The organism is Sphaerisporangium melleum (assembly GCF_014646695.1).
Taxonomy (GTDB): Bacteria; Actinomycetota; Actinomycetes; order Streptosporangiales; family Streptosporangiaceae; genus Sphaerisporangium; species Sphaerisporangium melleum.
This window is the reverse complement of record NZ_BMNT01000035.1, coordinates 82,466-107,096: the sequence shown is the minus strand read 5'-3', so window position 1 is coordinate 107,096 and position 24,631 is coordinate 82,466. Positions and strand designations below refer to the sequence as shown.

Annotated in this window: 20 protein-coding genes and 1 pseudogene; 12 read left to right on the top strand and 9 right to left on the bottom strand. The window is 72.1% G+C overall.

The genetic code is table 11. The annotated features are described in order from the left end of the window. Positions 1–224 (bottom strand): annotated as a pseudogene (locus IEY93_RS27785) (endo-1,4-beta-xylanase); the annotation flags it as partial. A 737-nt stretch (positions 225–961) separates the two neighbouring features. Further along, entirely contained in the window at positions 962–1,726 is a 765-nt protein-coding gene (locus IEY93_RS27780) for a ZIP family metal transporter (RefSeq protein ID WP_189166084.1), read from the bottom strand. Between the two features lie 313 nt (positions 1,727–2,039). Between IEY93_RS27780 and IEY93_RS27775 the strand changes: the two genes are divergently transcribed. Next, on the top strand, positions 2,040–2,792 hold the full coding sequence (locus tag IEY93_RS27775) for a phosphotransferase (protein ID WP_229691531.1): 753 nt from the start codon (positions 2,040–2,042) through the stop codon (positions 2,790–2,792). A gap of 10 nt (positions 2,793–2,802) precedes the next feature. Then, positions 2,803–3,849 (top strand): cobalamin biosynthesis protein, encoded by a 1,047-nt coding sequence (locus IEY93_RS27770; RefSeq protein ID WP_268241587.1) that lies wholly within the window; start codon positions 2,803–2,805, stop codon positions 3,847–3,849. Between the two features lie 89 nt (positions 3,850–3,938). Here IEY93_RS27770 and IEY93_RS27765 read toward each other — a convergent pair whose 3' ends face one another. Continuing rightward, on the bottom strand, positions 3,939–4,298 hold the full coding sequence (locus tag IEY93_RS27765) for a hypothetical protein (RefSeq protein ID WP_189166081.1): 360 nt from the start codon (positions 4,296–4,298) through the stop codon (positions 3,939–3,941). Between the two features lie 233 nt (positions 4,299–4,531). Here IEY93_RS27765 and IEY93_RS27760 point away from each other — a divergent pair, with 233 nt between their 5' ends. From IEY93_RS27760 to IEY93_RS27740, 5 genes are all read left to right on the top strand, one after another. After that, positions 4,532–6,187, top strand: coding sequence for a cobyric acid synthase (locus tag IEY93_RS27760; protein WP_229691534.1), 1,656 nt, complete (start codon positions 4,532–4,534; stop codon positions 6,185–6,187). 263 nt (positions 6,188–6,450) lie between these two features. Further along, entirely contained in the window at positions 6,451–6,816 is a 366-nt protein-coding gene (locus IEY93_RS27755; RefSeq protein WP_189166079.1) for a thiol-disulfide oxidoreductase DCC family protein, read from the top strand. A gap of 245 nt (positions 6,817–7,061) precedes the next feature. After that, positions 7,062–7,967 (top strand): ABC transporter ATP-binding protein, encoded by a 906-nt coding sequence (locus tag IEY93_RS27750; protein ID WP_189166078.1) that lies wholly within the window; start codon positions 7,062–7,064, stop codon positions 7,965–7,967. Next, positions 7,948–8,748: a DUF2705 family protein gene (locus IEY93_RS27745; protein WP_189166077.1), complete on the top strand. Its 801-nt coding sequence runs from the start codon at positions 7,948–7,950 to the stop codon at positions 8,746–8,748. The genes IEY93_RS27750 and IEY93_RS27745 overlap by 20 nt, the downstream gene beginning before the upstream one ends. Next, the gene (locus IEY93_RS27740; RefSeq protein WP_189166076.1) at positions 8,748–9,926 is read left to right on the top strand and encodes a PucR family transcriptional regulator; all 1,179 of its coding nucleotides are present in this window, start codon (positions 8,748–8,750) and stop codon (positions 9,924–9,926) included. The genes IEY93_RS27745 and IEY93_RS27740 overlap by 1 nt, the downstream gene beginning before the upstream one ends. An 88-nt stretch (positions 9,927–10,014) precedes the next feature. Here IEY93_RS27740 and IEY93_RS27735 read toward each other — a convergent pair whose 3' ends face one another. Beyond that, entirely contained in the window at positions 10,015–10,593 is a 579-nt protein-coding gene (locus IEY93_RS27735; RefSeq protein ID WP_189166075.1) for a hypothetical protein, read from the bottom strand. A gap of 208 nt (positions 10,594–10,801) precedes the next feature. On the opposite strand from IEY93_RS27735, the gene IEY93_RS27730 reads away from it, so the two are divergent. Next, the gene (locus tag IEY93_RS27730; protein WP_189166074.1) at positions 10,802–11,713 is read left to right on the top strand and encodes an SHOCT domain-containing protein; all 912 of its coding nucleotides are present in this window, start codon (positions 10,802–10,804) and stop codon (positions 11,711–11,713) included. Positions 11,714–12,105: 392 nt separating this feature from the next. Here the strand turns inward: IEY93_RS27730 and IEY93_RS27725 are convergent, their stop codons facing one another. After that, a complete protein-coding gene (locus IEY93_RS27725; protein WP_189166073.1) occupies positions 12,106–13,068 on the bottom strand; it encodes a quinone oxidoreductase family protein in 963 nt (320 codons plus the stop codon). Between the two features lie 327 nt (positions 13,069–13,395). Between IEY93_RS27725 and IEY93_RS39615 the strand changes: the two genes are divergently transcribed. Beyond that, positions 13,396–15,801: a GH1 family beta-glucosidase gene (locus IEY93_RS39615; protein ID WP_189166072.1), complete on the top strand. Its 2,406-nt coding sequence runs from the start codon at positions 13,396–13,398 to the stop codon at positions 15,799–15,801. A gap of 649 nt (positions 15,802–16,450) precedes the next feature. Then, positions 16,451–17,803: an MFS transporter gene (locus IEY93_RS27715; protein ID WP_189166071.1), complete on the top strand. Its 1,353-nt coding sequence runs from the start codon at positions 16,451–16,453 to the stop codon at positions 17,801–17,803. Between the two features lie 15 nt (positions 17,804–17,818). Here IEY93_RS27715 and IEY93_RS38680 read toward each other — a convergent pair whose 3' ends face one another. Then, positions 17,819–19,816: a serine/threonine protein kinase gene (locus IEY93_RS38680; RefSeq protein ID WP_229691530.1), complete on the bottom strand. Its 1,998-nt coding sequence runs from the start codon at positions 19,814–19,816 to the stop codon at positions 17,819–17,821. 268 nt (positions 19,817–20,084) lie between these two features. Here IEY93_RS38680 and IEY93_RS27705 point away from each other — a divergent pair, with 268 nt between their 5' ends. Both IEY93_RS27705 and IEY93_RS27700 read left to right on the top strand, forming a co-directional pair. Continuing rightward, on the top strand, positions 20,085–20,837 hold the full coding sequence (locus IEY93_RS27705) for a MerR family transcriptional regulator (RefSeq protein WP_189166070.1): 753 nt from the start codon (positions 20,085–20,087) through the stop codon (positions 20,835–20,837). 75 nt (positions 20,838–20,912) lie between these two features. After that, complete coding sequence (locus tag IEY93_RS27700) at positions 20,913–21,665, top strand: GOLPH3/VPS74 family protein (protein WP_203968910.1); 753 nt, start codon at positions 20,913–20,915, stop codon at positions 21,663–21,665. A 111-nt stretch (positions 21,666–21,776) separates the two neighbouring features. On the opposite strand, the gene IEY93_RS27695 is transcribed toward IEY93_RS27700, so the two are convergent. From IEY93_RS27695 to IEY93_RS27685, 3 genes are read right to left on the bottom strand one after another with little or no spacing between them, the layout of a single operon-like run. Then, positions 21,777–22,856 (bottom strand): ABC transporter ATP-binding protein, encoded by a 1,080-nt coding sequence (locus tag IEY93_RS27695; protein ID WP_189166069.1) that lies wholly within the window; start codon positions 22,854–22,856, stop codon positions 21,777–21,779. Beyond that, the gene (locus IEY93_RS27690; RefSeq protein WP_189166068.1) at positions 22,853–23,734 is read right to left on the bottom strand and encodes an ABC transporter permease; all 882 of its coding nucleotides are present in this window, start codon (positions 23,732–23,734) and stop codon (positions 22,853–22,855) included. Before IEY93_RS27690 ends, IEY93_RS27695 begins: the two co-directional genes overlap by 4 nt. Beyond that, positions 23,722–24,606, bottom strand: coding sequence for an ABC transporter permease (locus IEY93_RS27685; protein WP_189166067.1), 885 nt, complete (start codon positions 24,604–24,606; stop codon positions 23,722–23,724). Before IEY93_RS27685 ends, IEY93_RS27690 begins: the two co-directional genes overlap by 13 nt. Positions 24,607–24,631 lie beyond the last annotated feature (25 nt).

Sequence of the window (24,631 nt, the reverse complement as noted above, 5' to 3'; positions counted from 1 at the left end):
ATCGTGGTGTAGGTCGAGTCACCCAGCTTGCCCGCGGCGATCGCGGTGCCGAAGTACCGGCCGCTCTGCGCGGCCGCCGCGCCCAGCGTGCTCTCGGCGGCGTCCGCGCGGAGGGGAATCGTCAGGGTGATGCCGATGACGCCGACCGCTCCGGCGATCAGCGCCCGGCGCAGACCGCCGGAGTGACGGCGGGCCCAAGGCGGGGCCGAGTCGTTCATGCCCATGCGTGAACTCCAGAAGTGCATAAGGAAACGGAGAGAATGCGGAGGTCGTCCGCGGACTCGACGTCGCGTCATCTAGCGAGGACGCACACCACAGGACGTCGCGGCCAGGGCCCATGCGACACGCACCACCGACTGACAAGGGCGGCCTGGGTGCTCAGTCTGGAAACGGTTGTGAAACGTGTCAAGCCCTAGCTGAAACTTTCGGGTACGGCTGAGGCTATGGCGTGGGTCAGCTGCAAAGTGCCGCGAGAATGACGGTGAAAGTTTCGGGACGGAGTTCTCGTGCGTCGCGGGTGGTGACTGTTCCATCGGGATGCTCTGAGATGCGCGGACCGTCAACCCGCGGAGTTGCCCGACAGGCGCCTGTCCGGAGCCTCGCCGGCACTACGTGACACATCCTTGACCGGCCGGACCTGATTGTGTTTACTTCCCCCACGCCACCGAATGTCGTCACGTGTGGAAGGGAGTCCGACACGGAGCCGTTGTCGCTCGCACACTTCGTCGCGTAGACGTCCGCCGGCGTGAATGCCGCTCGGGAAGAGTGCCGTGAGATCTGTGGGCCGACACCACGTTCGCCGGTCTCATCTGCATTCTCTTTCGCGTGGGTCACCGACGCGCGGCGAGGAGTCGGCCGAGGTCGCTCGGACGTGTGGGCGAGCCGCCATCTGAATTCGGGCCAGTGCTCCGGCGTTCACGCCGGGGGTGAAGGCCCGCGCGTAAGTGCTGAATCCCGGCCTTCACTTCAGGCCGGGGAGTGCGTCAGTGTGATGTGCGGCCAAGCCGATGACGAGCCACATGAACACGGTGCCCGCGAGGGTGGCGAGGAGGGTGGCCTGGGTGGGGTGGTCGGTGGTGTGCGCTTCGGGCAGGATGTCGGCGGTCGCGAGGTAGAGCAGGAAGCCGGCGAAGAAGCCCAGGTAACCGGCGAGCACGGGCTCGGGAATGTCCACCAGGAAGGTCAGCGCGGCGCCGAGCACGGGGGCCACGGCGTCGAGGAGCACGAGAGTCAGGGCGCGGCGGCGGGCGTTGCCGTACAGCGTCGTGAGGGTGAAGGTGTTGAAGCCGTCGGTGAAGTCGTGCGCGATGACGGCGACCGCCACCACCAGGCCCAGTTCCCGGCCCGACTGGAAGGCGGCGCCGATCGCCGCGCCGTCAATGAAACTGTGCACGACCAGTGCCGACCCGGCGCCGAGGCCGACGGCGGAGTGCCGGTGACTGTGGCTGGCATAGTGACCGTCCTTGACATCGTGGACGGCGAGTGACCGTTCGACGACGTGGATCGCGAGGAAGCCCGCCGCGAGCGCGAGCACCGGAACGGGGACGCCCAGAAGGCGGTGGGACGACAGCGCCAGGCTTTCCGGGATGAGGTCGAAGGCGACCACGCCGAGCATCACGCCGGCCGCCGCGCCCAGGACGATGTGCCGCCGGTCGCGGACGCGCTGTGCGACGAGCCCGCCCAGCAAGGTCGTGACGAAGGCGGCGAAGGCCAGGGCGATCGGCATGAGGTAACCGTAGACAACCCGGGCCGGTGCTCCGTCCCAGGACAGCAGGCCGGTGCCGTCTTCCGCCCGGGGAACGGGAGCGTGGAGCGGGGTGGTCGTGGTCGCGCGCGCAGTGCCCTCGGTGCCGGGACGGTGGGCCGGAGTGCGAGGGTGGCGTGCGGGTGCCGGCGGCCGAGGACGCTGGCCGCGCACCTTGCGCCGATGCCTGGTGCAGTGTGAAAGGGGACGTTCTGGAGGGAGGGGAGGACTATGCTGGTGCGCCATGTTCGTCGGCACGACTGCTCCTCCGGAAATCCCCCTACACGGCGGTGATGTGACGGAGGGGGTCGTCCGGGTGGGCGACACCGTGCGCCGGCCGATGCGGGCGTCCAGTCCGGCCGTGCACGCTCTGCTGCGGCACTTGGAGGCGGCCGGGTTCGACGGGGCGCCGCGGGTGCACGGCGTCGACGAGCGGGGACGGGAGGTCCTGTCCTATGTGCCCGGTGAGGCGGCCGTGCGTCCGCTGCGGTCCCATGTGCTGAGCGACGAGGCGCTGGTGCACCTGGCGGTGCTGATCCGCCGGTACCACGAGGCCGCCGCGGGGTTCGTCCCGCCGCGGGACGCGTGCTGGGTCCGCGGCGCGTACGACGACGCGTCGCCCGAGCTGATCGGCCATTGCGACATCACCCCAGAGAACGTGATATTTCGTGACGGCCGACCGTATGCCCTGATCGACTTCGACATGGCCCGCCCCACGACCCGCCTCTTCGACGCGGTCACCGCGCTGCGCCACTGGGCGCCCATCGCCGATCCGGTGGACCGTGACCCGGCGCAGCGGCGCCTGGACGTCGGGCCCCGCCTGCGGCTGTTCTGCGACGCGTACGGCTTCTCCGCCCGCGAGCGGCGCCGGTTGCTGGAGGTGAGCCGTCTCCGGTTCGGCCGCTCGTACGTCGCCATGCGCGCCCGCGCGGAACGGGACGGCGGGGGCTGGGCCCGCATGTGGCGAGACGGCGCGGGGGAACGCATCCGCCGCGCCGCGGCCTGGCTGGACGCCAACTGGGATGACCTGAATGCCCACCTTGTCTAGGCGAGGACGTGTGCCGGGGCTCGTGCCGGCCTTGGGCACCTCGCCGGTGCTGCGAGAGCGCTCGGCACGCCGGCACGCGGCGACGGCCGGGCGGAGCGGCTGGAAGGCACGGGCGGCAGGGCTGGCGGCCGGGGTCGTCCTGGACGCGGTGTTCGCCGACCCGCGCAGCGGAGCCCACCCGGTGGCGGTGTTCGGCCGGGCCGCCGCGGCCGTCGAGCGCCGCCTGTACGGCAGGTCGCGCGGCAGGGGCGTGGCGCACGTGGCGGTGTGCGTGGGCACGGTCACCGTCCTGGGCGCGGCGGCCGAACGGCTGACCCGGCGGGCCCCGGCGGCGCGTGCCACGCTGACCGCGGTCGCCACCTGGGCGGTGCTCGGTGGCACGACCTTGGGCCGGGAGGGGACGGCGATGTCCCGTGCTCTGGAGTCCGGCGATCTGGCCGCCGCGCGGGCGCGACTGCCCCACCTGTGCGGGCGTGACCCGTCCGGGCTGTCCGCGGGCGAGCTGGCCCGGGCGACGGTCGAGTCCGTCGCGGAGAACACCTCCGACGCCGTGGTCGCCCCGCTCGTCTGGGGAGCCGTGGCGGGCGTGCCCGGCCTGCTGGCCTACCGAGCGGTCAACACGCTGGACGCGATGGTCGGCCACCGCTCCGACCGGTACGAACGGTTCGGCTGGGCGGCGGCGCGCCTGGACGACGGCGCCAACTACCTGCCGGCCCGGCTCACCGGGGCGCTGGCCTGCGCGCTGGCGCCGCTGGTCGGCGGGACGCCGGGGGAGGCCGCCGCGGTGCTGCGCAGGGACGGCGGCCGGCATCCCAGCCCGAACTCCGGCCGCTGCGAGGCGGCCTTCGCGGGCGCGCTCGGCGTCCGCCTCGGCGGGCGCAATGTGTACGGGGAGCGGGTCGAGCACCGCCCGGTCATGGGCGACGGCCCCGAACCCGAGGTCGCCGACATCCCCAGATCGGTCCGCCTCGCCCACGCCATCAACCTCACCGCAGCCGCCCTCGCCGTCGGGGTGGCCTGGACCCTGGGACGCCGGCGCCGCGCCCTTGCTCGGTAGTGCGATGCCGGAAGCTGTGCCGTCGGCCGGTATTCGGGTTTCGCTAGGTTGGTGCGGACGGGGCGATACGCGTCCCGGTATATGGGCGCTTACGCCTCCTTTTCGATGCGCTCGAAGATGTCAGAGTCTGTCTCCTGCTGCCATTCCGGCAGGTCATCCCAATCCGCAACATAGGACGGTTTAGGGGATTCGATGTGCCGGTAAATCTGAGCGATCCAGCACAATGCCACGAAGCGGCCCTTTTGGGCGCGGGTCAGTTTGCTGGTCATACCGTCGCTGACCTCGATGAAGTCGCGCACCTGCCGGTGAACGGCGGCAGCCGCCCGTCGTTCCCACTCGGGGGTGTCCTCCCAAGGAGTCACATAGCCCGGCTTCGGTTCTCCCGGATAGTGCGCGCGCACGCCCGCGATCCACGCCTCCCGGAAAACACGTCCCTCTTCCTCGCTCATGGCCTGCATCCTTTCAAGATCAGGTTTCGGCGCGAGCATGGAGATGTGCTCGACGAACTTTGTGGCGCGAAGGCCCGCAGCCCTTGCAGCTTACGACTCACGTAGCCGACCGAACGGGCTTGCTCGGCAAGCTTTGCATCGTCTGGCCGATGCCTTCCTTGGCTGCAGGATCTCGGCGGGCCTTGAGGGTGGGTTTTGGTGGGGACGGGGGGACTGGCATTGTTCGGGGTGTGTTGAAGGGGACGTTGCTGGTCGCGGGGACTACGTCGGATGCGGGGAAGAGCGTCGTCACGGCGGGTATCTGCCGGTGGCTCGCCCGGCGGGGGGTGCGCGTGGCCCCGTTCAAGGCGCAGAACATGTCGCTCAACTCGTTCGTCACGGTCGACGGCGCCGAGATCGGGCGGGCGCAGGTCGCGCAGGCGCAGGCGGCGGGCATTGAGCCGACCGCCGACATGAACCCCATTCTTCTCAAACCGGGCAGTGACCGGCGCAGCCAGGTGGTCGTGCTGGGCAGGCCGATCGCCGACGTCGACGCGATGGAGTACGGCGCGTACCGCGACCATCTGCGGAAGGTCGCGCTGGAGTCGTACCAGCGGCTGCGCGCGTCGTACGACGTCGTGGTCTGCGAGGGGGCGGGCAGCCCGGCGGAGATCAATCTGCGCCGGGGCGACATCGCGAACATGGGGCTGGCCCGGGCCGCGGACATCCCCGTGGTGGTCGTCGGGGACATCGACCGGGGCGGGGTGTTCGCCGCGCTGTACGGCACGCTCGCGCTGCTCGACGCCGCCGACCAGGCGCTCATCAGCGGCTTTCTGATCAATAAGTTCCGGGGGGCCCGGGAACTGCTGGAGCCCGGGCTGGACATGCTGCGCGACCTGACCGGCCGGCCGGTGTACGGGGTGCTGCCGTGGCTGGACGGCCTGTGGCTGGACCTGGAGGATTCGCTGGCCCTCGATGGGCGGGGCCGGACGATGGCGGCAACCGGTGTTCCCGGGGTTCCCACGGCGACGAACGTCCCAGGGGCTCTCGGGGCGGCGGACCTCAGAAAAGCGCTTCGGGCGGTGGACTCGCAGGGGGCGGGCTTGCAGGAGGCGCCCGGGGCCTTCAGGGGCGAGGGGCTGCGGGTGGCGGTGATGCGGTATCCGCGGGTCTCCAACTTCACCGACCTGGACGCCCTCGCCGCCGAGCCGGGCGTCGTCGTGCGGTTCGTCGGTTCGGCGTCCGAAGTGGGGGACATCCGGGACGCCGATCTGGTGGTCCTGCCGGGGTCCCGCGCCACGGTGGCCGACCTGGAGTGGTTGCGCCGTACCGGTCTGGCCGCGGAGTTGCTCGCCCGGCGCGGACCGATCCTCGGCATCTGCGGCGGCTACCAGATGCTCGCCCGTTCGATCAGGGACGAGGTCGAGTCGGGTGCCGGGCTGGTCGAAGGGCTCGGACTGCTGCCCGCCACGGTGGAGTTCGCGGCCGAGAAGACCCTGGCCCGGCCGGTCGGCGCGGCGTACGGCTGCCGCGTCGCCGCGTACGAGATCCACCACGGCCAGGTCACCGTCGCCTGGCCGGAGTCCGGCGGCGGGGTGGAGCCGTTCCTGGACGGGTGCCGGGCCGGATCGGTGTGGGGGACGACGTGGCACGGGGCGCTGGAGAACGACGACTTCCGGCGCGCGTTCCTGGCCGAGGTGGCCGCGGCGGCAGGGCGGCGTTTCGTCCCCGCGCCGGGAGTGTCGTTCGCCGCACTGCGGGAGGCCCATCTGGACGCGCTCGGCGACCTGATCGAGCGGCATGTGGACACCGACGCGCTGCTCGCCCTGATGAAGAACGGCGCGCCCGCGGGCCTGCCCGTCCTCGCGCCCGGAGGCGTCTCCGGAACGGGCCCGGCGGCCGGTCGGTGACGAGGCCGTTCCGGCTGGAGCGACGCAGGTGACCGGCCGGTGACCAACCGCTCCGGCTGGAGCGATGCCGGTGGCCTGTCACTGTGCTGCCCACCCGGCGCGCTCGGCGGCCCGTTCGTGATCGGGGCAACCGGCCCCGGGGGACGATCGCGCGGCGGCGCCCGTTGTGCTGTCGAGTGGTCGCGCCATCCCAGGGCACAGGGGCGATGGCTACCGAGGCGCGTTCCGGGTAGGGCGCGGAGGGATACGGAAGGGGTTGGCGGATGCTGGTCTATGACGGGGACTGCGGGTTCTGCCGGCGCTGTGTGGACTTCGGGCGTGAGCATCTGCCGTACATGCCGACGGTCCGGGCCTGGCAGGGGCTCGACCTGGCCGAGCACGGGCTGACCCGCAAGGAGGTCACCTCGTCGGTGCAGCTTCTCGGACCGCACGGGCTGCGCGCGTCCGGGGCGCGGGCCATCGCCGTGCTGCTCGCGGTGCAACCCAGCGCGTGGTGGCGGGCCGCCGGGCTGGTGATGATGGCCCCGCCGGTGAGCTGGGCGGCCGAAGGTGTGTACCGCCTGGTCTCCCGCTACCGGCACCGGCTGCCCGGAGGTACGGACGCCTGCTCGATCGACGGCCCCCGCTAGCCGCACGTCGATCTCGCGTTCGGCGGTGGTGACCAGGTCGCGGGAGGGGGCACCATCGCCCGCAATGGTCCGGTGCTCGCTGGGGCCGGCCGGGTGCCTTTGTACGGTCGGCCGCCACGGAGTGCGGGAAGGAGCGGGTAGAGCGTTCTTGGCGGGAGCTTGCCGGGTTGTGGAAATGAAGAGGGCGGCAACTGTCCGGGTGCGTGCCTGTCGGGGGTGGCGGGTTCGGCGTCACGATGCCGTGCATGACAGCAGTGGTGCAGACCGAGGGACTGACGAAGTTCTACGGGAAACGCCGGGGCCTTGAGGATCTCACCCTGGAGATCCGTCCCGGCGAGGTGTTCGGGTACCTCGGACCGAACGGCGCAGGGAAGACGACCACGATCAGGCTGCTCCTGGACGTGATCAGGCCGACGCGCGGCGTGGCCCGCCTGTTCGGCGCCGACCCGCGTGACGCGGCGGTACGCGGGCGGGTCGGGTACCTGCCCGGCGAGCTGGCCCTGGAAGGCCGGGAGAAGGCGAGCGAGTACCTCGCCTACCTCGCCGGCGTGCGCGGCGGCATCGGCAAGGGCATGATCGAGACGCTGGCCGAACGGCTGGAGGTCGACCTGTCGGTCAGGATGGGCCGGCTCTCGAAGGGCAACAAGCAGAAGGTCGGCCTGATCCAGGCGTTCATGCACGAGCCCGACCTGCTGATCCTCGACGAGCCGACCAGCGGCCTGGACCCGCTGGTGCAGCAGGAGTTCCTGGCCATGGTGCGCGAGGCCCGTACGGCGGGCCGTACGGTGCTGATGTCCTCGCACGTCCTGGCCGAGGTGGAGCACGTCTCCAACCGGGTGGGCATCGTCCGGCGCGGCCGGCTGGTCGCCGTGGAGGACATCGCCGCGCTCCGCGAGAAGGCCGTGCGCAAGGTGGAGTTGCACTTCGACGCGCCGGTCCCGGAGGAGGCGTTCCGCGACCTGCCCGGAGTGCGCGACCTCAAGATCGAGGGGGCGGCGCTGAGCTGCACGATCGACGGCCGGCCGGACGCGCTCATCAAGGCGGCGGCGCGGTTCACCGTCGTGCACCTGGTCTCGGCCGAGCCGGACCTGGAGGAGATCTTCCTGACCTACTACAGCGAGGACGTGCACCATGCCCATGTTGGTGCGTAAGACCCTGCGCGAGTACCGCCGCGCGCTCATCGGATGGACGATCGGCATCTGCACGTTCATCGGGCTGTACGTCTCGTTCTTCCCGCAGATGCGCGACAATCCCGATTTCTACAGCCAGGCCGCGCTCGCGAAGTACCCCGAAGGCGTCCGCAAGCTAATGGGCGGGCTGGAGAACTTCACCAGCGGCGCCGGCTTCCTGCAGGCCGTCGTCTACCAGCTGTTCGTCCCGCTGCTGTTCATCATGTGCGCGGTGATCCTCGGCAACAAGGCGATCGCCGCGCCGGAGGAGTCCGGGACGCTGGAGCTGACGGTCACGCTGCCGGTGGACCGCAAGAGGCTCGTGCTGGAACGCTTCGCCGCGCTGGCCGCCGGGCTGCTCGCGGTCGCCGTGGTGTCGCTCACGGTGCTGACCGTCCTGGCGGCGGCGGTGGACATGGACGTGCCCTTCGGCCGCATCCTCGCCGCCCACATCGCGCTGTACCTGCTCGTGCTGTTCTTCGGGACGCTCGCCCTGACCGTGGGCGCGGCCACCGGGAACAAGGGGCTCGCGATGGGGGTCGCGGGTGCCTACGCGGTGGCGGGCTATGTGTTCACCGCGCTGTCCAGGGACTCCCAGGTGATGGACGTGCTGAGCCGTCTCACGCCGTTCCACTACTACAGTGAGGGAAACCCGCTGGTCAACGGCCTCCCGGTCGGAGACTGCCTGGTGCTGCTCGCCGGGACGGCCGTGCTCGCGCTGACCGCCGTGCTGTCCTTCGACCGGCGTGACGTAGGAGTGTGATGGACGTTCTCGCTCACGTGAGCGAGGCCACCGGGGTGCCCGCCGACCTGGTCGAACGGTGCCTTCCGGTGCTCAGTGCGGCCTCGGCCACCGGCCGGCTGCCCGGCCGCGACGTCGTCGAGGCGCTGCGGGCCGCCGGGACGGCCGCCGCCGAGCGCGGCGTGCCCATGCGCTCGCTGGCCGAGGCGTGCCTGCTCGCCGCCGAGCTGACCGTACGCCCCGCCCGCTTGACCGCCCGTGCCCCGGAGTCAACAGACCGCCCGGTGGAGTCCGCCGCCCACGTCGCGGAATCCACTGGTCGTCCCGCCGAGTCCGCCGGGCGGGCCGCGGAGGGGTCCGTGCTGGGGGCGGTGCGGCGGGTGCTCGGCGCGTACTTCGAGGGGTACGAGGAGGCGCAACAGCGGGCGCTGCGCCAGGAGGAGCGGGCGCGGCGGGAGTTCATCGACGACCTGCTGCAGGGACGGGCGGACCGGCTGGCCGAGCGCGCCGAGCACTTCGGGCTGCGGCTCGCCGAGGCGTACGTGGTCGCCGTGGCCAAGGACGCCGAGCCGATCGGCGAGGGCGATCCGCTGGTGCGCCGCATCGAGCAGGCGCTGATCGCCCGGTTCGGCTCGCACAACATCCTGGTCGCGGCCCGGGACGGCCTGCTGGTGTGCGTCGCGCCCGGCACGCTGACGGCGGCCACCGGGGAGTTCACCCACCATGTGCGCGGCGCGCTCGACGGCGAGTGGCGGGTCGGAGTGGGGCGCCCGCACCGGGGCCCCGGCGGGGTGGTGACCTCCTTCCGGGAGGCGAGCGACGCCATCAGGCTGGGCGAGCGGCTGGGGTTGCGCCCCCAGGTGCTCAAGGCCGCCGACCTGCTGGTCTTCCCGGTGTTGTTACGCGACCGCGAGGCGATCGAGGACCTGGTCGCCACCGTGCTCGGCCCGCTGCGCAACGCCCGCGGCGGGCCGGAGCCGCTGCTCGCGACGCTGGAGGCGGTGTTCGCGGGGCAGGGCAACCAGGCGGCCGCCGCCCGCCGGCTCGGCATCAGCACCCGCGCGGTCACCTACCGGCTGGAGCGGATCCGCAGGCTCACCGGGTTCTCCCCGGACGACCCGACCCAGCGCTTCACCCTGGAGACGGCCGTCCTCGGCGCCCGCCTCCTCGACTGGCCCCCCGACGCCGCGGAGCCCTGACCCTTGCCCCGGTCCGGCCGGGACGGTGAGCGGAGGAGCCATGCCTCCGCTCACGTCTCAGGGAGCCTGGGTAAGACGGCGGTTTCGGTTAGCCCCTTTCCGGGGTGTAAGTGAGGCCTTCCTTCCACGCGTCAGGCTGTTGCCGTGCCACGGCGTTCTTCCAACGGTTGCGCAGATCCACGCTCGTGCGGAGCGAGGGGTCGGGCAGCGGGATGTCGCCGTAATGCGGCACGATCCAGTGGCGCCCCTTGGACTGGCGGCTGACGAAGAGGTATTCGCGGCCCGGCTCCAACAGCGCGTCATCGTCCATGAGCAGCAGGCTGTTCGTCTCCTGGACGTATCCGCCCTGCTGGGCCAGCGTCACGGTTCCGGAGAGATCGCCTTTGTAGTTCTCGGCGATTTCGGCGCTCCAGAGCGTCACCGGCATCTTGCTCGTCGTGCTCATCTTCTCCTGGCCTTGCTTCGCGCTCACCTTGGCGACGAAGACGTTGTCGGCCCAGCCGGCCAGCACCTGGTCGTTGCCTACGTCGAAAGCGTGGCTCGCGTGCACGCGCTGCACCGAGAATTCCGGCGCATTTCGGAACCATCCCGTTGCCGCTCCGCCTGCGACGCCGCCGACCAGAAGACCTATGAGCGCCGAGGCCGCGACCGATCTCTTGAGGATCATCTCTGAATCGCTCCTCAGCACCAGAGGTGGTTGTCATCGGAGATGTCACGGGACTGAGGCGTGGTGACCCCGCTCACCGCGTAGTACATCAGCTGTCCGCCGGCCACGAAAGCGTGCGGGTAGCGCGGAGGGTTGGGGCGAAGGAGGTTGTCCACAGGGGTGGGGTGGACTCTGTTTCGGCGGGGGTGTCTGGCCTACCATGCGGAGCGTGATCTCCCCCCTGCAGCTCGTCCGCCGGTCGATCGGCGTCCTCCTCGGCCTGGGCGGCGCCAGTTGTGCCCTGACCCTTCTCTTCCTGTGTTCGCGAGCGGTCATGAGCATCGGCGGCAGCTGCGGTTCCGGCGGCCCGTACGTCATCGCCGTCCCATGCCCGGAGGGGGTCGACTGGCTCCTCCCGATCTCGATCTTCGGCGGCCTGGCGGGGATCGGCGTCTACGCGTTCAGCCTCCTGCCGGTGGGGCCCCGGCTGGTCATGCTGGGCTGGCCGGCGCTGTTCCTCAGCCTCGGGTACGCCTTCCTGGAGAGCGCGCTGTCGGCCCCGGAGCCCGACGGGGGTTTCCTGTTCTGCGGGGTGCTGTTCGTGCTGATGGGCATCGGCCCATTGTTCTTCCTGTTCAGCCGCGGCGCGTTCCGGGCGGTGTTCTGGGGGACGGCGCCACGGCCCGGCCCGTCCGGGTCGCCGGCGCCCACCCTTCCCGGAACCGTGCGCTGGACGACCTCGGTGGTGCTGCCAGGGCAGCAGATCAGGCACACCAGCCGCGATCGCGATCGGCCGTACGTCGACTACCCGCCGGGCGACGTCCCGCAGGACGCGCCGCCGCGCCGCCGCATCCTGTCGGGCCTGCCCGCTTCGTGGGACGACCCGCGTGGCGGGGCACGCTACGTTCGTGGCGCACCTCAGGACGGCGGGACGCCGCAGGACGACGTGCCGCAGGACCGCCCCCCGGCCGGGCCTGGGCCACGGTTCATCGAGCCGACCCCCTCGAACGTCCCCGCCGATCCTGGGCCGGGCGACCTGGTCGGCCGGCTCGAACGGCTGTCGGCGCTGCACGCGGACGGCCGGCTGGACGACGCCGAGTACGCCGCGGCCAAGGCCCGCCTGCTCAACGGCTCCCACTGATCCTTCGAATCGGAGAACGCGATGAAGAACGAGAGCGCACTGCGCGCCTGGGCGATCGCGCTGCACGTGATCGCGATCGCCGGCGGCATCTACCTGGGCGTCCTGCTCTTCGACCTGGCCGCCGGCCGTTGACCCTCCCGCCGGCCGGGGCGGGTCTCGGGTGCGGGAAAGGGCACTGGACCCCGCCGGGGGCGCGAGCCGGGGTGTCCCGGGTCCGAGGTGAGCCGGGTGCCCGGGTCCGAGGTGAGTGAGCGGGCACCGGGTCTGCCGATCAGCCGACCCGGTGACACCCATTACGGCATGAGCGGGCCCCGGTGACTCCATCACATGACGGGGTGATGTGACCGCGCTGACCTCATCACGGGGTGAGTGTGTGCCCCCGGCGGCTCTCGTCAGGGGATGAGGAGGAGTTTGCCGGTGGTGCGGCGGGCTTCGAGGTCGTCGTGGGCGCGGCGCGCCTCGGCCAGCGGGTAGCGGCCGCCGATGTGCACCTTGACGGTGCCGGAGGTCACCCAGCCGAGCAGTTCGTCCGCCCGGGCGAGCAGCTCCTCGCGGGTGGCGACGTAGTGACCCAGCGTGGGCCGGGTCAGGAACAGCGAGCCGAGCTGGTTCAGCCGCATCGGGTCGAACGGCGGCACCGCGCCGCTCGCCCCGCCGTACAGCGCGAGCAGGCCACGCGGGCGCAGCGAGGCCAGGCTGCCGTCGAAGGTCGTCTTGCCCACGCCGTCGTACACCACGTGGACGCCCCGGCCGCCGGTGAGGTCGCGCACGGCCTCGGCGAAGCCCTCGTAGCGGATCACCTCGTCGGCGCCTGCGTCCTTGGCCAGCTTCTCCTTCTCGGCGCTGGACACCGTGGAGATGACCCGGCCGCCGCGCAGCTTGACGATCTGGGTGAGCAGCAGCCCCATGCCGCCCGCGCCCGCGTGCACCAGCACCTCGTCCCCCGGCTGGACCGGGTAGGTCGAGGTGGCCAGGTAGTGGGCGGTGAGGCCCTGCAGCAGCACGGCGGCGGCCGTGTCGGACGCCAGCCCGTCCGGCAGCGGGATGGCCCGGTCCGCCGGGATCACGGCCTTCTCGGCGTACCCGCCGAGCACGCCCTGCCAGCCGACCCGGTCGCCGGTGGCGATGCCGGTCACGCCCTCCCCGACGGCGGCCACGGTGCCCGCGCCCTCCGACCCGAGGGTGAACGGCACCGGGATCGGATAGCGCCCTTCGCGCTGGTACACGTCGATGAAGTTCACGCCGCTCGCGTCGAGGTCGACCAGCACCTCGCCGGGGCCGGGCACCGGGTCGGGCACCTCGGCGTAGGTCAGCGCGGACGACCCGCCGGGGGTGTTGACGACGATTGCATGCATGCCGCTGGACTCCTTCGCGATCGACGCTGCTCGCCGATGGCCAACCATCCGCGGTGCGCCCCTTGTTCCCATACGGAACGGGCTTTCCCCGCGGAGAACCGGAATTCACCGGCAAGATCGGCGTTCGTTTCCCGCCTGGTCGCGGACGGATCCCGCACCGCTGATAATCGTGCTCACATTCGCACCTGCCACGGGGTGCGCGGGCGGGGAAGGGGCGGACAGAATGGCTCTGCCACGTTCCACCGTTCTCCGGGCGCCACAATCGGACGTCCCGGCCGTGGCGGGCACACGACAGGCACGACGACCGCAGACGGGAGTTTCCAGAGGATGTCCGCGACGACCACCGCGATGCGGGGGCAGACGCTCGCCTTTCCCGACGGGTTCATCTGGGGGGCCGCCACGGCGGCCTACCAGGTGGAGGGAGCCACGCGGGCGGACGGCCGGGGCGTGTCGATCTGGGACACCTTCTCGCGCAGGCCCGGCGCGATCGCCGACGCGCGCACCGGGGACACCGCCTGCGACCACTACCACCGCTACGCCGAGGACATCGGCCTGATGGACCGGCTGGGGCTGTCGGCCTACCGGTTCTCCATCGCCTGGACACGCGTGCGGCCCGACGGGTCCGGGCCGGTCAACCAGGCAGGGCTCGACTTCTACGAGCGCCTGGTCGACGGGCTGCTGGCGGCCGGCATCGAGCCGTACCCGGCGCTGTACCACTGGGACCTGCCGCAGGCGCTGGAGGACCGCGGCGGCTGGACCGACCGCGACACGGCGTACCGCTTCGCCGAGTACGCCGAGACCGTGCAGGCCCGGCTCGGCGACCGGGTGCGCACCTGGATGACGGTCAACGAGCCCTGGGTGGCGTCCGTGCTGGGCTACGGCATCGGTGTGCACGCGCCGGGCCGCAACTCGTGGGCGGACGCCTTCCGCGCGGCCCACCACCTGCTGCTCGCCCACGGCCTCGGGGTGCGGGTGCTGCGCGCGGGCGGCGCGTCCCAGATCACCCTGAACGTCAACCTCGCCCCGGTGCTGACCCCCGGCCAGGTGAACGACCCGGCCGTCGCGCTCTCGCCGGAGGACGCCGAGGCGGTGGACCGGGTGGACGCCCTGATCAACCGGCAGTTCCTCGACCCGGTGTTACGCGGGGAGTACCCCGCGCGGGTGCTGCCCATCATCGAGCGGGTGGCCGGGCTCGGCCACATCAGGGACGGCGACCTGGCCGAGATCGGCCGGCCCATCGACCTGCTGGGCGTGAACTACTACACCCCGTGTGTCGTCCGGTCGATGCCCGGCACCCCGGCGAACCCCGCCTATCCCGGCACCGAGGACATCGAGTTCCCCGGCGCCTTCGCCCCGACCACCGCGACCGGCTGGCCGATCGTGCCGACCGGCCTGTCCCAGCTCCTGCTGCGGCTCACCCGCGACTACCCCGGGGTCGGCCTGCTGGTCGCCGAGAACGGCGCGGCCTTCGACGACGTGGTCTCCGGAGATCGCGTGCACGACGCCGACCGTACGGCCTTCCTGGAGAGCCACCTGCGGGCGGCGCACGCGGCGATCGAGGCCGGCGCCGATCTGCGCGGCTACCTGGTCTGGTCGCTGCTGGACAACTTCGAGTGGGCCGAGGGGTACAACAAGCGGTTCGGCATCGTCCACGTCGATTTCGGCACGCAGCGGCGGGTGCTCAAGGACAGCGGGCTGTGGTACCGCGAGGTGATCCGCCGCAACGGGCTGTGGAAGGAACGGGCCCGGCGGCCGACCCTGGAGGAGGTCGCCGCCCGGGCCGGGGTGTCCCGGTCGACCGTCTCCCGGGTGATCAACGGCCAGGCGACGGTGAGCCCCCAGTTCCGCGAGACCGTCATGCACGTGGTCAACGAGCTCGGCTACGTGCCGAACTCCGCGGCGCGCACCCTGGTCACCCAGCGCACCGACACGATCGGCCTGGTCGTGCCCGGTACGCCCGGCGGGGCGGACGACCCGGCGTTCGCGGCGGTCGTCCAGGCGGCGGGTCACGCGCTGGAGGCGGCGGGCAAACGGGTCATGCTCATGCTCGGGGGGTCGCCGGGCAGCCGGTTCCGGGTGGAGGAGCAGGCCGTCGCCGGGCACCTCGACGGGGTCGTGATCGTGGCCACGGCGGGCGCCGACCCGCTGCTGAGCGCGCTCGCCCGCACCGGCGTCCCGATGGTGGCGCTGGGACGGCCCGCCGCGCCGCCGGCCGTGCCGTACGTGGCTGGCGACGACGTGGGCGGGGCCCGGGCCGCGGTCGACCACCTGCTCGCCCAGGGCCGCCGCCGGGTCGCCATGATCTGCGGCCCGGTGGACAGCACCGCCGCGCGAGACCGCCTTGCGGGCTACCGCGAGGCGCTGCGCGAGGCCGGGCGCCGCTCGGTCATCGCGACGGGCGACCTCACGCGGGCGTCGGGCGCGCAGGCCATGAGGGAGCTGCTGGAGGACGATCCGGGGCTGGACGCGGTGTTCGCGGCGGGCGACCTGATGGCGGCCGGCGCGCTGAGCGTCCTGCACGAGGCGGGGCGGCGGGTGCCGGACGAGGTCGCCGTGGTCGGCTTCGACGACCTCGAGGCCGCCTCGTACACCGTCCCCCCGCTCACCACGGTCCGCATGCCCGCGGCCGACCAGGCCCGCACGGCCGTCCGCCTCCTGCTCCGCAATCTGGACGGCGGCCCGGCGTCCTCGGTGATCCTGCCCGCCGAACTGATCGTCCGCCGCAGCGCCTGACGCGGGGTCCGCCGGTCCTGCCCGCCGCCACGAGCGCACATGCGGGTGTCATTCTTTGTGAATTGTGGCATCTGTCGCTTCGCCCTGCATAAGTCCTTAAAGAAGGACTAGCGGGTACGTACCCCCCTTTGTAGGCGTAGGGGGCTATAGGGGTAACCCCAGGCTATGGACCTCATAAGCAGCTTAATATCGCCTAAATCCCATCTTCTCCTGCAATCATGACTCTTTGTAGCCTCGCTCTGTCGAAGCGGAGGAAAGCGTCAGGGCGTCGTGGGGGGCTACGCGGATCGGACAGGCGCGACGCGGGCTTCCCCAGCCGCGCCGCGCCACCTGCGACCTGGAACGCGAGGACTGAGCGCCGGTGAGCGAAGATCTTCAGGAGACGGGGGCCGGGGATCGTCCCGGGCCGGTGACGGCGACGGCCACACCGACGGTCACGGACACCACGGCGGCGACGGGGCGCGCGTACGGTGGCGCCGACCCCGTCCCGGCCGCGAGCACCGCCCACGTCGCGGGTGCCGGCCGAGCCTTGCGCGGCGCCGCCACGGGTGGGGGCCGGGCCCGGAGGGCCATGGGCCGGGGGAGAGGCAGGCATCGGCGTACGGGCAGGGTAACGGCCACGGACGACCGGCCGGCGACGTTCCGGGACGTGTTCGGGGTCGCCGAGTACCGCGCCCTGTTCGGTGCCGCCGTACTGTCCTGGGTGGGCGACTACTTCGCCAAGGTCGCCGTGGCCTTCCTGGTGTTCAGCAACACCGGCTCGGTGCTGCTGTCGGCCATCGGCTTCGCCATCAGCTACCTGCCCTGGGTGGCCGGCGGCCCGGTGCTCGCCGCCCTGGCCGAACGCTACCCCTACCGCCGCGTAATGATCATCTGTGATGTCGCGCGGATGGTGATGGTGGGGCTGATGGCCCTGCCCGCGACGCCGCTGCCCGTACTGCTCCTGCTGCTCCTCGGCGCGTCCCTGCTCACCCCGCCGTTCCAGGCCGCCCGCTCGGCCATGGTCGCGCAACTGCTCACCGGCGACCGGTACGTCGTCGGGCTGTCCTTCCAGAACATGGCCGGCCAGTCCGCGCAGGTCGCCGGGTACGCGCTGGGCGGCGTGGTCGCGGCCATCGATCCGCACGCCGCACTGGTGATCAACGCCGCCACGTACGCCGCCTCGACGCTGCTGCTGTGGCGCGGCGTGCGTCCCCGGCCGCTGCCGGTGGTCCACACCGAGCGGCGCTCGCTGCTGCGGGAGACGTTCGACGGCCTGGGCTTCGTGTTCGGGCACCGGGTGATGCGGCCCACCGCCATGGTCGTGTTCAGCGTCGTCGGCATCATCATCGTCCCCGAAGGGCTCGCCGCGGCCTGGGCGCCGTCCTTCGGAGGCGGCTCGCAGGTCACCGGCCTGCTCATGGCCGCCCCGCCGATCGGCGCGGTGCTCGGGGCCGTCGTCACCCGCATGACCGGCCCCGAGCGGAGGCTGCGCCTGCTGCGGCCGCTGTTGCTGGCCGCGCCGCTGCTGCTGGTGCCCGTGCTGGCCGCGCCGCCGTTCGCGGTGGCGTTCGCGCTGGTGCTGCTGGCCGCCGCGGCGGTCAACACCGTCCTGGTCCCGCTGAACGGGCTGTTCGTCCAGATGCTGCCGAACGCCTACCGGGCACGTGCGTTCGGCATCATGCAGGGCGGCATCCAGCTCACCCACGCCGTCGCCGTACTGGTCGCCGGCGCGCTCGCCGAACGGCTGCCCGTGCCGCTCGTCATCGGCGCCTGGGCGGTGTGCGGACTGCTCCTGATGGCCGTGTCGGTGACGACCTGGCCGTCCCGGCAGGTCATCGCCGAGGAGGTCGCCCGCGCCGCCGAACTCAACCGCGCCCCGGAGCCGGAAGCGCCTGCGCCAATGCCCGCTCGGCCACCGGTACCCGCCCAACCGGCGATGCCCGCCCGCCAGCCGGTGCCCGCGCAGCAGGTGCTGCCGGTCCCCGCCCAGCACGCCGCCTCCCAGCCGGTCACCACCTGAACGGCCGGCCGGCGGTCAGCCCTGTTTGGGGGTGGCGGGGGTGGGGCCTTGGACGATGAAGTCGTCGAAGGTGGTCTGCAGGGTCGCGCCCGACTTCTCCGGTACGCGGGCGAGGAAGCCGACGTCGCCGTTCGGCAGGTACGGCGGGTTGCCCGAGTTGTCGACGTAGGACTGCACCCGCTCGCCGTTCACCCACAGGGCCAGCCGCACGCCCTCGCCGGTCGACGCGCACTCGGCCTGCACCTTCGCCGGTTTGCCGGCCTCCAGGCCGTCCACCGCGAGCGGTGGGGTGAGATCGCCGCCGGTGCCCTTGGTCACCCGGCGGATGCGCGCCTCGCCGTCGGCGTTCAGCAGGAACTCGTACCGGCTCTGCGGGTACTGGGCGTCGGCCCGGCAGAACAGCCCGTACTCGCCGGGTCCCTTGGCCGCCCGGGCCGTCGCTGTCACGGTGATCAGCAGCCGGTCGGGGGTCGTCGGTGTGGGGGAGGCGGACGGGTCGGGGGTGGGCGGCTGCGCTGGGATGAACGGCAGGGGGGCCTTCTCCATGTGCTCGGCCTGTTTCTCGTCCACGTCGATGGCGTAGTACCCGGCGGGCGCGTAGCCGTACCGGCCGTACTCCTTGCCGGTGTACTCGCCGCCGCTCCAGCCGGTGCCGCTCTCGTTGAAGTCGGCCCGGTAGAGGTAGCCGAGGTCGTCCGGCGGGCCGGGCGGCGCGAACAGCGCGCGTACGCCCGCCACCACGAGGACCACGCCGAGCAGGCCACCCAGCACGACCCACTTGCGCCCCGCCGCCGGCACCCCGCGCCGCACGCCTGTGCCCGGGCCGCCCGCGGACGACGTACCGAGCGCCTGCGTGCCCACCGGTCCGCCTGGCCGGGGGATGCCCGGGGCTCCCGGCGCCTGACCCGTCGGCCCGCCCGGCAGGTGGCCGTCTGGTGTTCCCGGCCATCTGCCCGGAGCATCCTGTGTCTGACCCGCCGGTACGCCGTGGCCGCCAGCCATCGGTCCCTGGCCTGCACCGGCCGGGCCGTTGTGTGGGGCGGCGAGGGTCTGCTGGGCGGTGTAGGGATGGGTGGGGGGAGAGCCCGCGATGGTGGGCGCAGGGCCGGCGAGGGTGGGTGGGAGGGCGGTGGGACTCCCGGCCGGAGGTGGGGAGACGGGCTGGGCCTGCCAGGTCTGCAGGACGGTGTGCTGGGCGTGTTCGGGGGTCGTCCGGCCGATCATCTGGTCCAGGATCTGCTGGGCCGTGGGCCGGCGCGCCGGGTCCTTGTTCAGGGTGGCGGCCACCAGGTCGCGCAGCGGCGGCTCCAGGCCGTCCAGCGACGGCTCGCCGTTGAGCACCTGGTACATGATCGAGGGCATCGAGTCGCCGCCGAACGCGGGCCGCCCGCTCGCCGCGAACGCCACCAGGCCGCCCCAGGAGAACACGTCGCAGGCGGGCGCGGCGGGCGCGCCGCGCAGCACCTCCGGGGCCATGTACCGGGGTGTGCCCATCAGCTCGCCGGTGCCGGTGACCCCGTCCAGCGTGTCCAGCGCCCTGGCGATGCCGAAGTCGATCACCCGGGGCCCGACCGGGGAGAGCAGCACGTTGGACGGCTTGAGGTCGCGGTGCACGATGCCCGCGCCGTGGATCGCGGTCAGGGCGGTGGCGACGCCGACGGCCAGCGCGTCCAGGCTGGAGCCGCGCAGCGGCCCGGAGGCGAGCACGGCGTCGTACAGGTTGGGCCCGTCGACGTACTCGGTGACGACGTAGAGTTGCTCGCCGTCGAGGTCGGCGTCCAGCACGGCGGCGGTGCAGAAGCGGCGCACCCGGCCGGCGGCCTCGGCCTCGCGGCGGAAGCGCACCCGGAACTGCTGGTGCCTGCTGTACTCGGCGTTGATCACCTTGACCGCGACCCGCCGGCCGGTGTCGTCCTGGCCGAGGTACACCGTGCCCATGCCGCCCTGGCCCAGCCGGCCGAGCAGCCGGTAGCGGCCGATCTGGAGGGGGTCGTCCGGACCTAGGTTGTTCACCACGTCGCCTTACCGCTATGAACCGCTATGAACCTGTACGCGACGGTCAGCCTATCGAGATCGCCCCATGCGCAACGGCCCTCCGCCGCAAGGACGGAGGGCCGAGAGCGTCAGGTGTCGGCGTCCCCGCGCGGCACGGCCCCGCGAACCATCAGCGCCGCCTAAGAGCGACGCCGACAGTCGATGTCGGAAGCGAGGCGGCGTCCGTGGCGTTGAATTGAGACATTCACCAACTCCACACGTCGCCCGAGCGCGGAGAGGAAGCAGCATGGCGTGGAGTACGCGTGAGCTCGCCGAGCTGGCGGGCACGACGGTGAACACCGTCCGCCACTACCACCGGCTCGGCCTGCTGGAACAGCCTGAGCGCCGCTACAACGGATACAAGCAGTATGAGGTGCGGCACCTGGTGAGACTTCTGCGCATCCGACGTCTCGCCGATCTCGGTGTGCCCCTTGCACAGATCGGTGCGGTGAGCGCCGGCGATGACAACACACCGGATGCTCTACGCGAGCTCGACCGAAATCTGCAGGCGAGCATCGAGCGGCTGGAGCGGGCACGGGCCGACATCGCCGTGATCCTTCGCGACGACGCTCCGGTGGACTCCCCGGCCGGATTCGCAGCCGTGGCGTCTCGGCTCTCGGAAGCGGACAGCTCGATCATTCACATCTCCACGCAGTTGTACGACGAGGACGCGCTCGCGGACCTGCGGAAGATGGTGGAGTCGGATTCCGGCGCCATCGGTGCCGAGCTCGGGGCGCTCCCTGCCGACGCGGACGAGGAGGCGAAGCGGTTTCTCATCGAACGGCTCGCGGAGGTCCTGACCCAGAACCTCCTGGACTATCCGTGGCTGAGCGATCCGGTCCCGCACCTGTCGAAAAGCGAACACGTCACGCAGCAGACCTTCGTCGACGCCGTCGTGGAGCTGTACAACCCCGCCCAGCTGGAGGTGCTCGTGCGTGCAAGCGTTCTCGCGAACGAGCAGGCACGAGTGGTTCGGGAAGCGCGGCGGCCGGCGGAGTGAAACGCACTTGACCCTGTTCCGAGAACACGGTCTGTACTGGACGGGAGTCGAACACAGTCCGAGAGGAACCGAGCAATGACCGATCAGCACAGGCACCTCGGCGCGGGCGGCTCTGGCGAGCCCGGCGGGAAGGCATCGCTCGGGGAACCGACCCTGGCCGAGGATCTCCTCCTGCTGCTCTTCCAGCCGGACGCCGGCCTCCGGTCCGGCACCGGCGGCATCGCCGGAGAGACCACGCTGTACTACGTGCTCGCCGGAGCGGTGCTCGCCGATCTCGCACTCGGCGACCACGTCCGGACGACGAGCGGACGGCTGGGGACGACTGTGGAGGCCGTGGCCGAGAACCCGCCGTCGGACCACCTCCTGCGCACCAGCTGGGAGTACGTCGCCGACAAGCCGCGCGGCGTGCAGACGGTCCTCGCCGCGATCGGCCCGGCGCTGCGCGAACCGCTACTGGATCGGCTCATCGAGCGCGGCGACATCCGCCGGAGCAGGCGCAAGGCGCTCGGCCTATTCGACACCTCCGTCCTCGAGGGTGGAGACGGCGACCGCCGCGACGGGCTCCTCGCCGATGTTCGCGCGGTGCTCGTCGACGGTGTCGAGCCGACGCCCCGCGTCGCCTCTCTCGCCGCGCTCCTCTATGGAAGCGGCACGCTCCCTCAGTTCGATCGCGACATTCCCTGGACCGCGCCAATGATCGCCCGCGCCGAGGAGCTCAAGAAGGGCAACTGGGGCGCGGGTGCCGCCGCGGAGGCTGTCGCGCGAACCGTCACAGCCACCATCGTCAGCAACGTCGTCATCGCGGCGGCCGTGCTGCCGCGCAGCTGACGACCTTCCCGGGCCGGGAACGCGACCGCCGGTCCCGCGATCCTGCGGGGCCGGCGGTCGCGTGCGATCTCGGCGGTGACCCTGCTGGTCGCGGAGCCGGTGCGGACGGAGTCAGTCGGCCGCGGCGGTCGCGGTGGCCGGCGGGGAGACCGTCGTACGGGGGCCGACGAGCACCGGCCGCTGCACGAGCCGGAAACCGGCCCGCTGCCCGGGGGCCAGCCGGGCGGCGTCGTGCGCGGGCAGGTCGGCCAGCAGTTCGGTGCCGTCGTCGGTGCGCAGCAGCAGCCGGACCGACGCGCCGCGGAACGAGGAGGTGAGCACCACAGCTTCGCCGTCGTACGCGGCGGTGACCAGCACGGTCTCCGGGCGGACGAGCACGTCGACCTCGGGGGTGCCGGGGGTCTCGCCGTGGACGGGCAGCCGCTGCCCGGCGACCTCGACCTCCTGCCCGTCCAGCCGTCCGGGCAGACGGTTCATCGTGCCGACGAACTCGGCCACGAACGGCGTGGCCGGCCGGTCGTACACCTCGGCGGGCGCGCCGACCTGCTCCAGCCGTCCGCTCCTGAGCACGGCCACCTGGTCGGCGACCGACAGCGCCTCCTCCTGGTCGTGCGTCACGAAGATCGTCGTGATGCCGAGCGAGAGCTGCAGCCGCCGGATCTCCTCGCGCAGCGCGACCCTGACCTTGGCGTCCAGCGCCGAGAGCGGCTCGTCCAGCAGCAGGACGCGCGGCTCCAGGGCGAGGGCGCGGGCCAGGGCGACCCGCTGCTGCTGCCCGCCGGAGAGCTGGTGCGGGTACCGCTCGCCGTGCGCGGGCAGGCCGACCAGTTCCAGCAGCTCGGCGGCGCGGGCGCGCCGCTTGGCGGCTGGCACCTTGCGCACCCGCAGCCCGAACGCCACGTTGTCGTAGACGTTCAGGTTGGGGAACAGGCTGTAGGACTGGAACACCATGCCGGCGTCGCGGCGGTTGGCCGGGACGCGGGTGATGTCCTTGCCGTCCAGCAGCACGGCCCCGGCGTCGGGGTGCTCGAAGCCCGCGACGCAGCGCAGCGCGGTGGTCTTGCCGCAGCCCGAGGGGCCGAGCAGGGCGATCAGCGTGCCGGGCTCGACGGTCAGGTCGAGCCCGTCGAGGGCGACGGTGGCGCCGAACGTACGGCGAAGTCCCCGGAACTCCACCCGAGCCCCGTTCATGAACCGCTCCTCTTCCTGGTGCCGGCGGTGGAAAGGACGAGTAGCAACAGCCAGGCGAACAGCAGGCTGAAGATCGATACGGCGACCGACATGGCGGCGTTCGAGCCGGAGATCGTGACGATCCACACGGGGAACGGCTGGTAGCCGAGCAGCCGGGCGACGGTGTACTCCCCGAGGACCAGGGCCAGCGTCAGGAACGACGCGCTGGCGAGCCCGGCCCGCAGGTTCGGAATGATCACGCGGAGCAGCACGTGCGGCCAGGAGGCCCCGCAGTTCCTGGCCGCCTCGACCAGCGTGCGCACGTCGATCGCGCCGAGGCCCGCGTCCAGCGACCGGTAGACGAACGGCAGCGCGAGCACGACGTAGGCGATGACCAGCACCGCCGGGAAGGCGGGGTTCTGCACCGCGATGATCGTCTGGTAGAAGGGCGTGGCCGCCAGGTGGTCGGGGCCCCAGCGCAGCACGGTGCTGATGCCGGCCACGAAGGTGATCGGCGGCACCACCAGCGGCAGCGTGCAGATCACCTCCAGCACCGGACGCAGGCGCGGCGCGCTGAGCCGTACGGCGAGCATCGCGGGCAGGGTGAGCAGCAGCACGACGACGATCGTGGCCGCGGCCAGCCCGAGCGAGAGCAGCAGGCTCTGCACGAAGCCCTCGGCGGAGAAGATCTCCAGGTAGGCGTCGAGCGTGAAGCCTCGCACCGGGTCGTTGACGGTGAACACGAACGAGGTGATCAGCGGCGTCAGGAAGTACAGCGCCGCGGCGGCCAGCACGACGCCGCGCCACACGCGTACGCGCCGCGCGCGGCCCTGGCGGCCGGCCGGGGGCGCCGCGGCCGGCACGGCGGCGGCGGGGACCGCGGGGGTCAGCGGAGCCATCGGGCGCTCCTGCGCTGGAGGGGGAGGTAGACGGCCATGACCAGGCCGGCCACCATGATCATGTCGAAGCTGAGGGCCAGCGCGACGTTCTCGTGGCCGATCAGCACGTTGCCGGTGAGCGCGTCGGCGATCTGCAGGGTGACCAGCGGCACCACCGTGCCGACCATGGCCGCCGCGGTCGCGTACGCCGCGAAGGCGCCGCCGAACAGCAGCACCACCCCGCCGAGCAGGCTTGGGGTGAGCACCGGGATGCCGACGTAGCGCCAGAACTGCCAGGCGCTCGCGCCGTTGTTCTGCGCCGCCTCGCGCCACTGCGGCCGCAGCCCGTCCAGGGCGGGGACGACGACCAGCACCATCAGCGGGACCGAGAAGTACAGGTAGACCAGGGCGAGGCCCCAGAAGCTGTACAGGCTCCAGCCGTGCTCGCCGAGGGCCAGGCGGGTGGTCAGCACGCCGGAGTTGCCGAGCGTGGCCGTCCAGGCGAACGCCAGCGGGACGCCGCCGAAGTTGGCCAGCACGCCCGAGGCGGTCAGCACGGCCTCGCGCAGCGCGCGGAACCGGGAGGTGACCACCGCCTGGGCGAGGAAGGTGCCGGCGACCGCGCCGCCGATCGCGACGACCGCCGACAGCTTGACGCTGCCGATCAGCGCGGTGAGGTAGGCGCCCTGGAGGGAGGCGGTGAGGTTGGCGGTGCTGGGTGCGCCATCGGCGGTGAAGGCCCCGCCGAGCAGCGCGACGGTGGGGATGCCGAAGGCCAGGGCCACGAAGGCCAGTAGGGGCAGGGCCCCGGTCCAGCCGGTGGACCGGGGGCGGTTCCCGCCCCCGGTGCGCACCGGGAGGCCGGCGGGAGCCGCCGGGTGCGTCTCAGCCATGGAGGAGGGCCGATCGCATCGTGGA

Coding starts and splice junctions, on each gene's coding strand:
- IEY93_RS39615 (WP_189166072.1), top strand. CDS start 13,396: ATGTCCGCGACGACCACCGCGATGCGGGGGCAGACGCTCGCCTTTCCC.
- IEY93_RS27700 (WP_203968910.1), top strand. CDS start 20,913: ATGACCGATCAGCACAGGCACCTCGGCGCGGGCGGCTCTGGCGAGCCC.
- IEY93_RS27705 (WP_189166070.1), top strand. CDS start 20,085: ATGGCGTGGAGTACGCGTGAGCTCGCCGAGCTGGCGGGCACGACGGTG.
- IEY93_RS27735 (WP_189166075.1), bottom strand. CDS start 10,593: ATGATCCTCAAGAGATCGGTCGCGGCCTCGGCGCTCATAGGTCTTCTG.
- IEY93_RS27695 (WP_189166069.1), bottom strand. CDS start 22,856: ATGAACGGGGCTCGGGTGGAGTTCCGGGGACTTCGCCGTACGTTCGGC.
- IEY93_RS27765 (WP_189166081.1), bottom strand. CDS start 4,298: ATGAGCGAGGAAGAGGGACGTGTTTTCCGGGAGGCGTGGATCGCGGGC.
- IEY93_RS27690 (WP_189166068.1), bottom strand. CDS start 23,734: ATGGCTCCGCTGACCCCCGCGGTCCCCGCCGCCGCCGTGCCGGCCGCG.
- IEY93_RS27685 (WP_189166067.1), bottom strand. CDS start 24,606: ATGGCTGAGACGCACCCGGCGGCTCCCGCCGGCCTCCCGGTGCGCACC.
- IEY93_RS27750 (WP_189166078.1), top strand. CDS start 7,062: ATGACAGCAGTGGTGCAGACCGAGGGACTGACGAAGTTCTACGGGAAA.
- IEY93_RS27740 (WP_189166076.1), top strand. CDS start 8,748: ATGGACGTTCTCGCTCACGTGAGCGAGGCCACCGGGGTGCCCGCCGAC.
- IEY93_RS27755 (WP_189166079.1), top strand. CDS start 6,451: ATGCTGGTCTATGACGGGGACTGCGGGTTCTGCCGGCGCTGTGTGGAC.
- IEY93_RS27780 (WP_189166084.1), bottom strand. CDS start 1,726: ATGCCGATCGCCCTGGCCTTCGCCGCCTTCGTCACGACCTTGCTGGGC.
- IEY93_RS27725 (WP_189166073.1), bottom strand. CDS start 13,068: ATGCATGCAATCGTCGTCAACACCCCCGGCGGGTCGTCCGCGCTGACC.
- IEY93_RS27745 (WP_189166077.1), top strand. CDS start 7,948: ATGCCCATGTTGGTGCGTAAGACCCTGCGCGAGTACCGCCGCGCGCTC.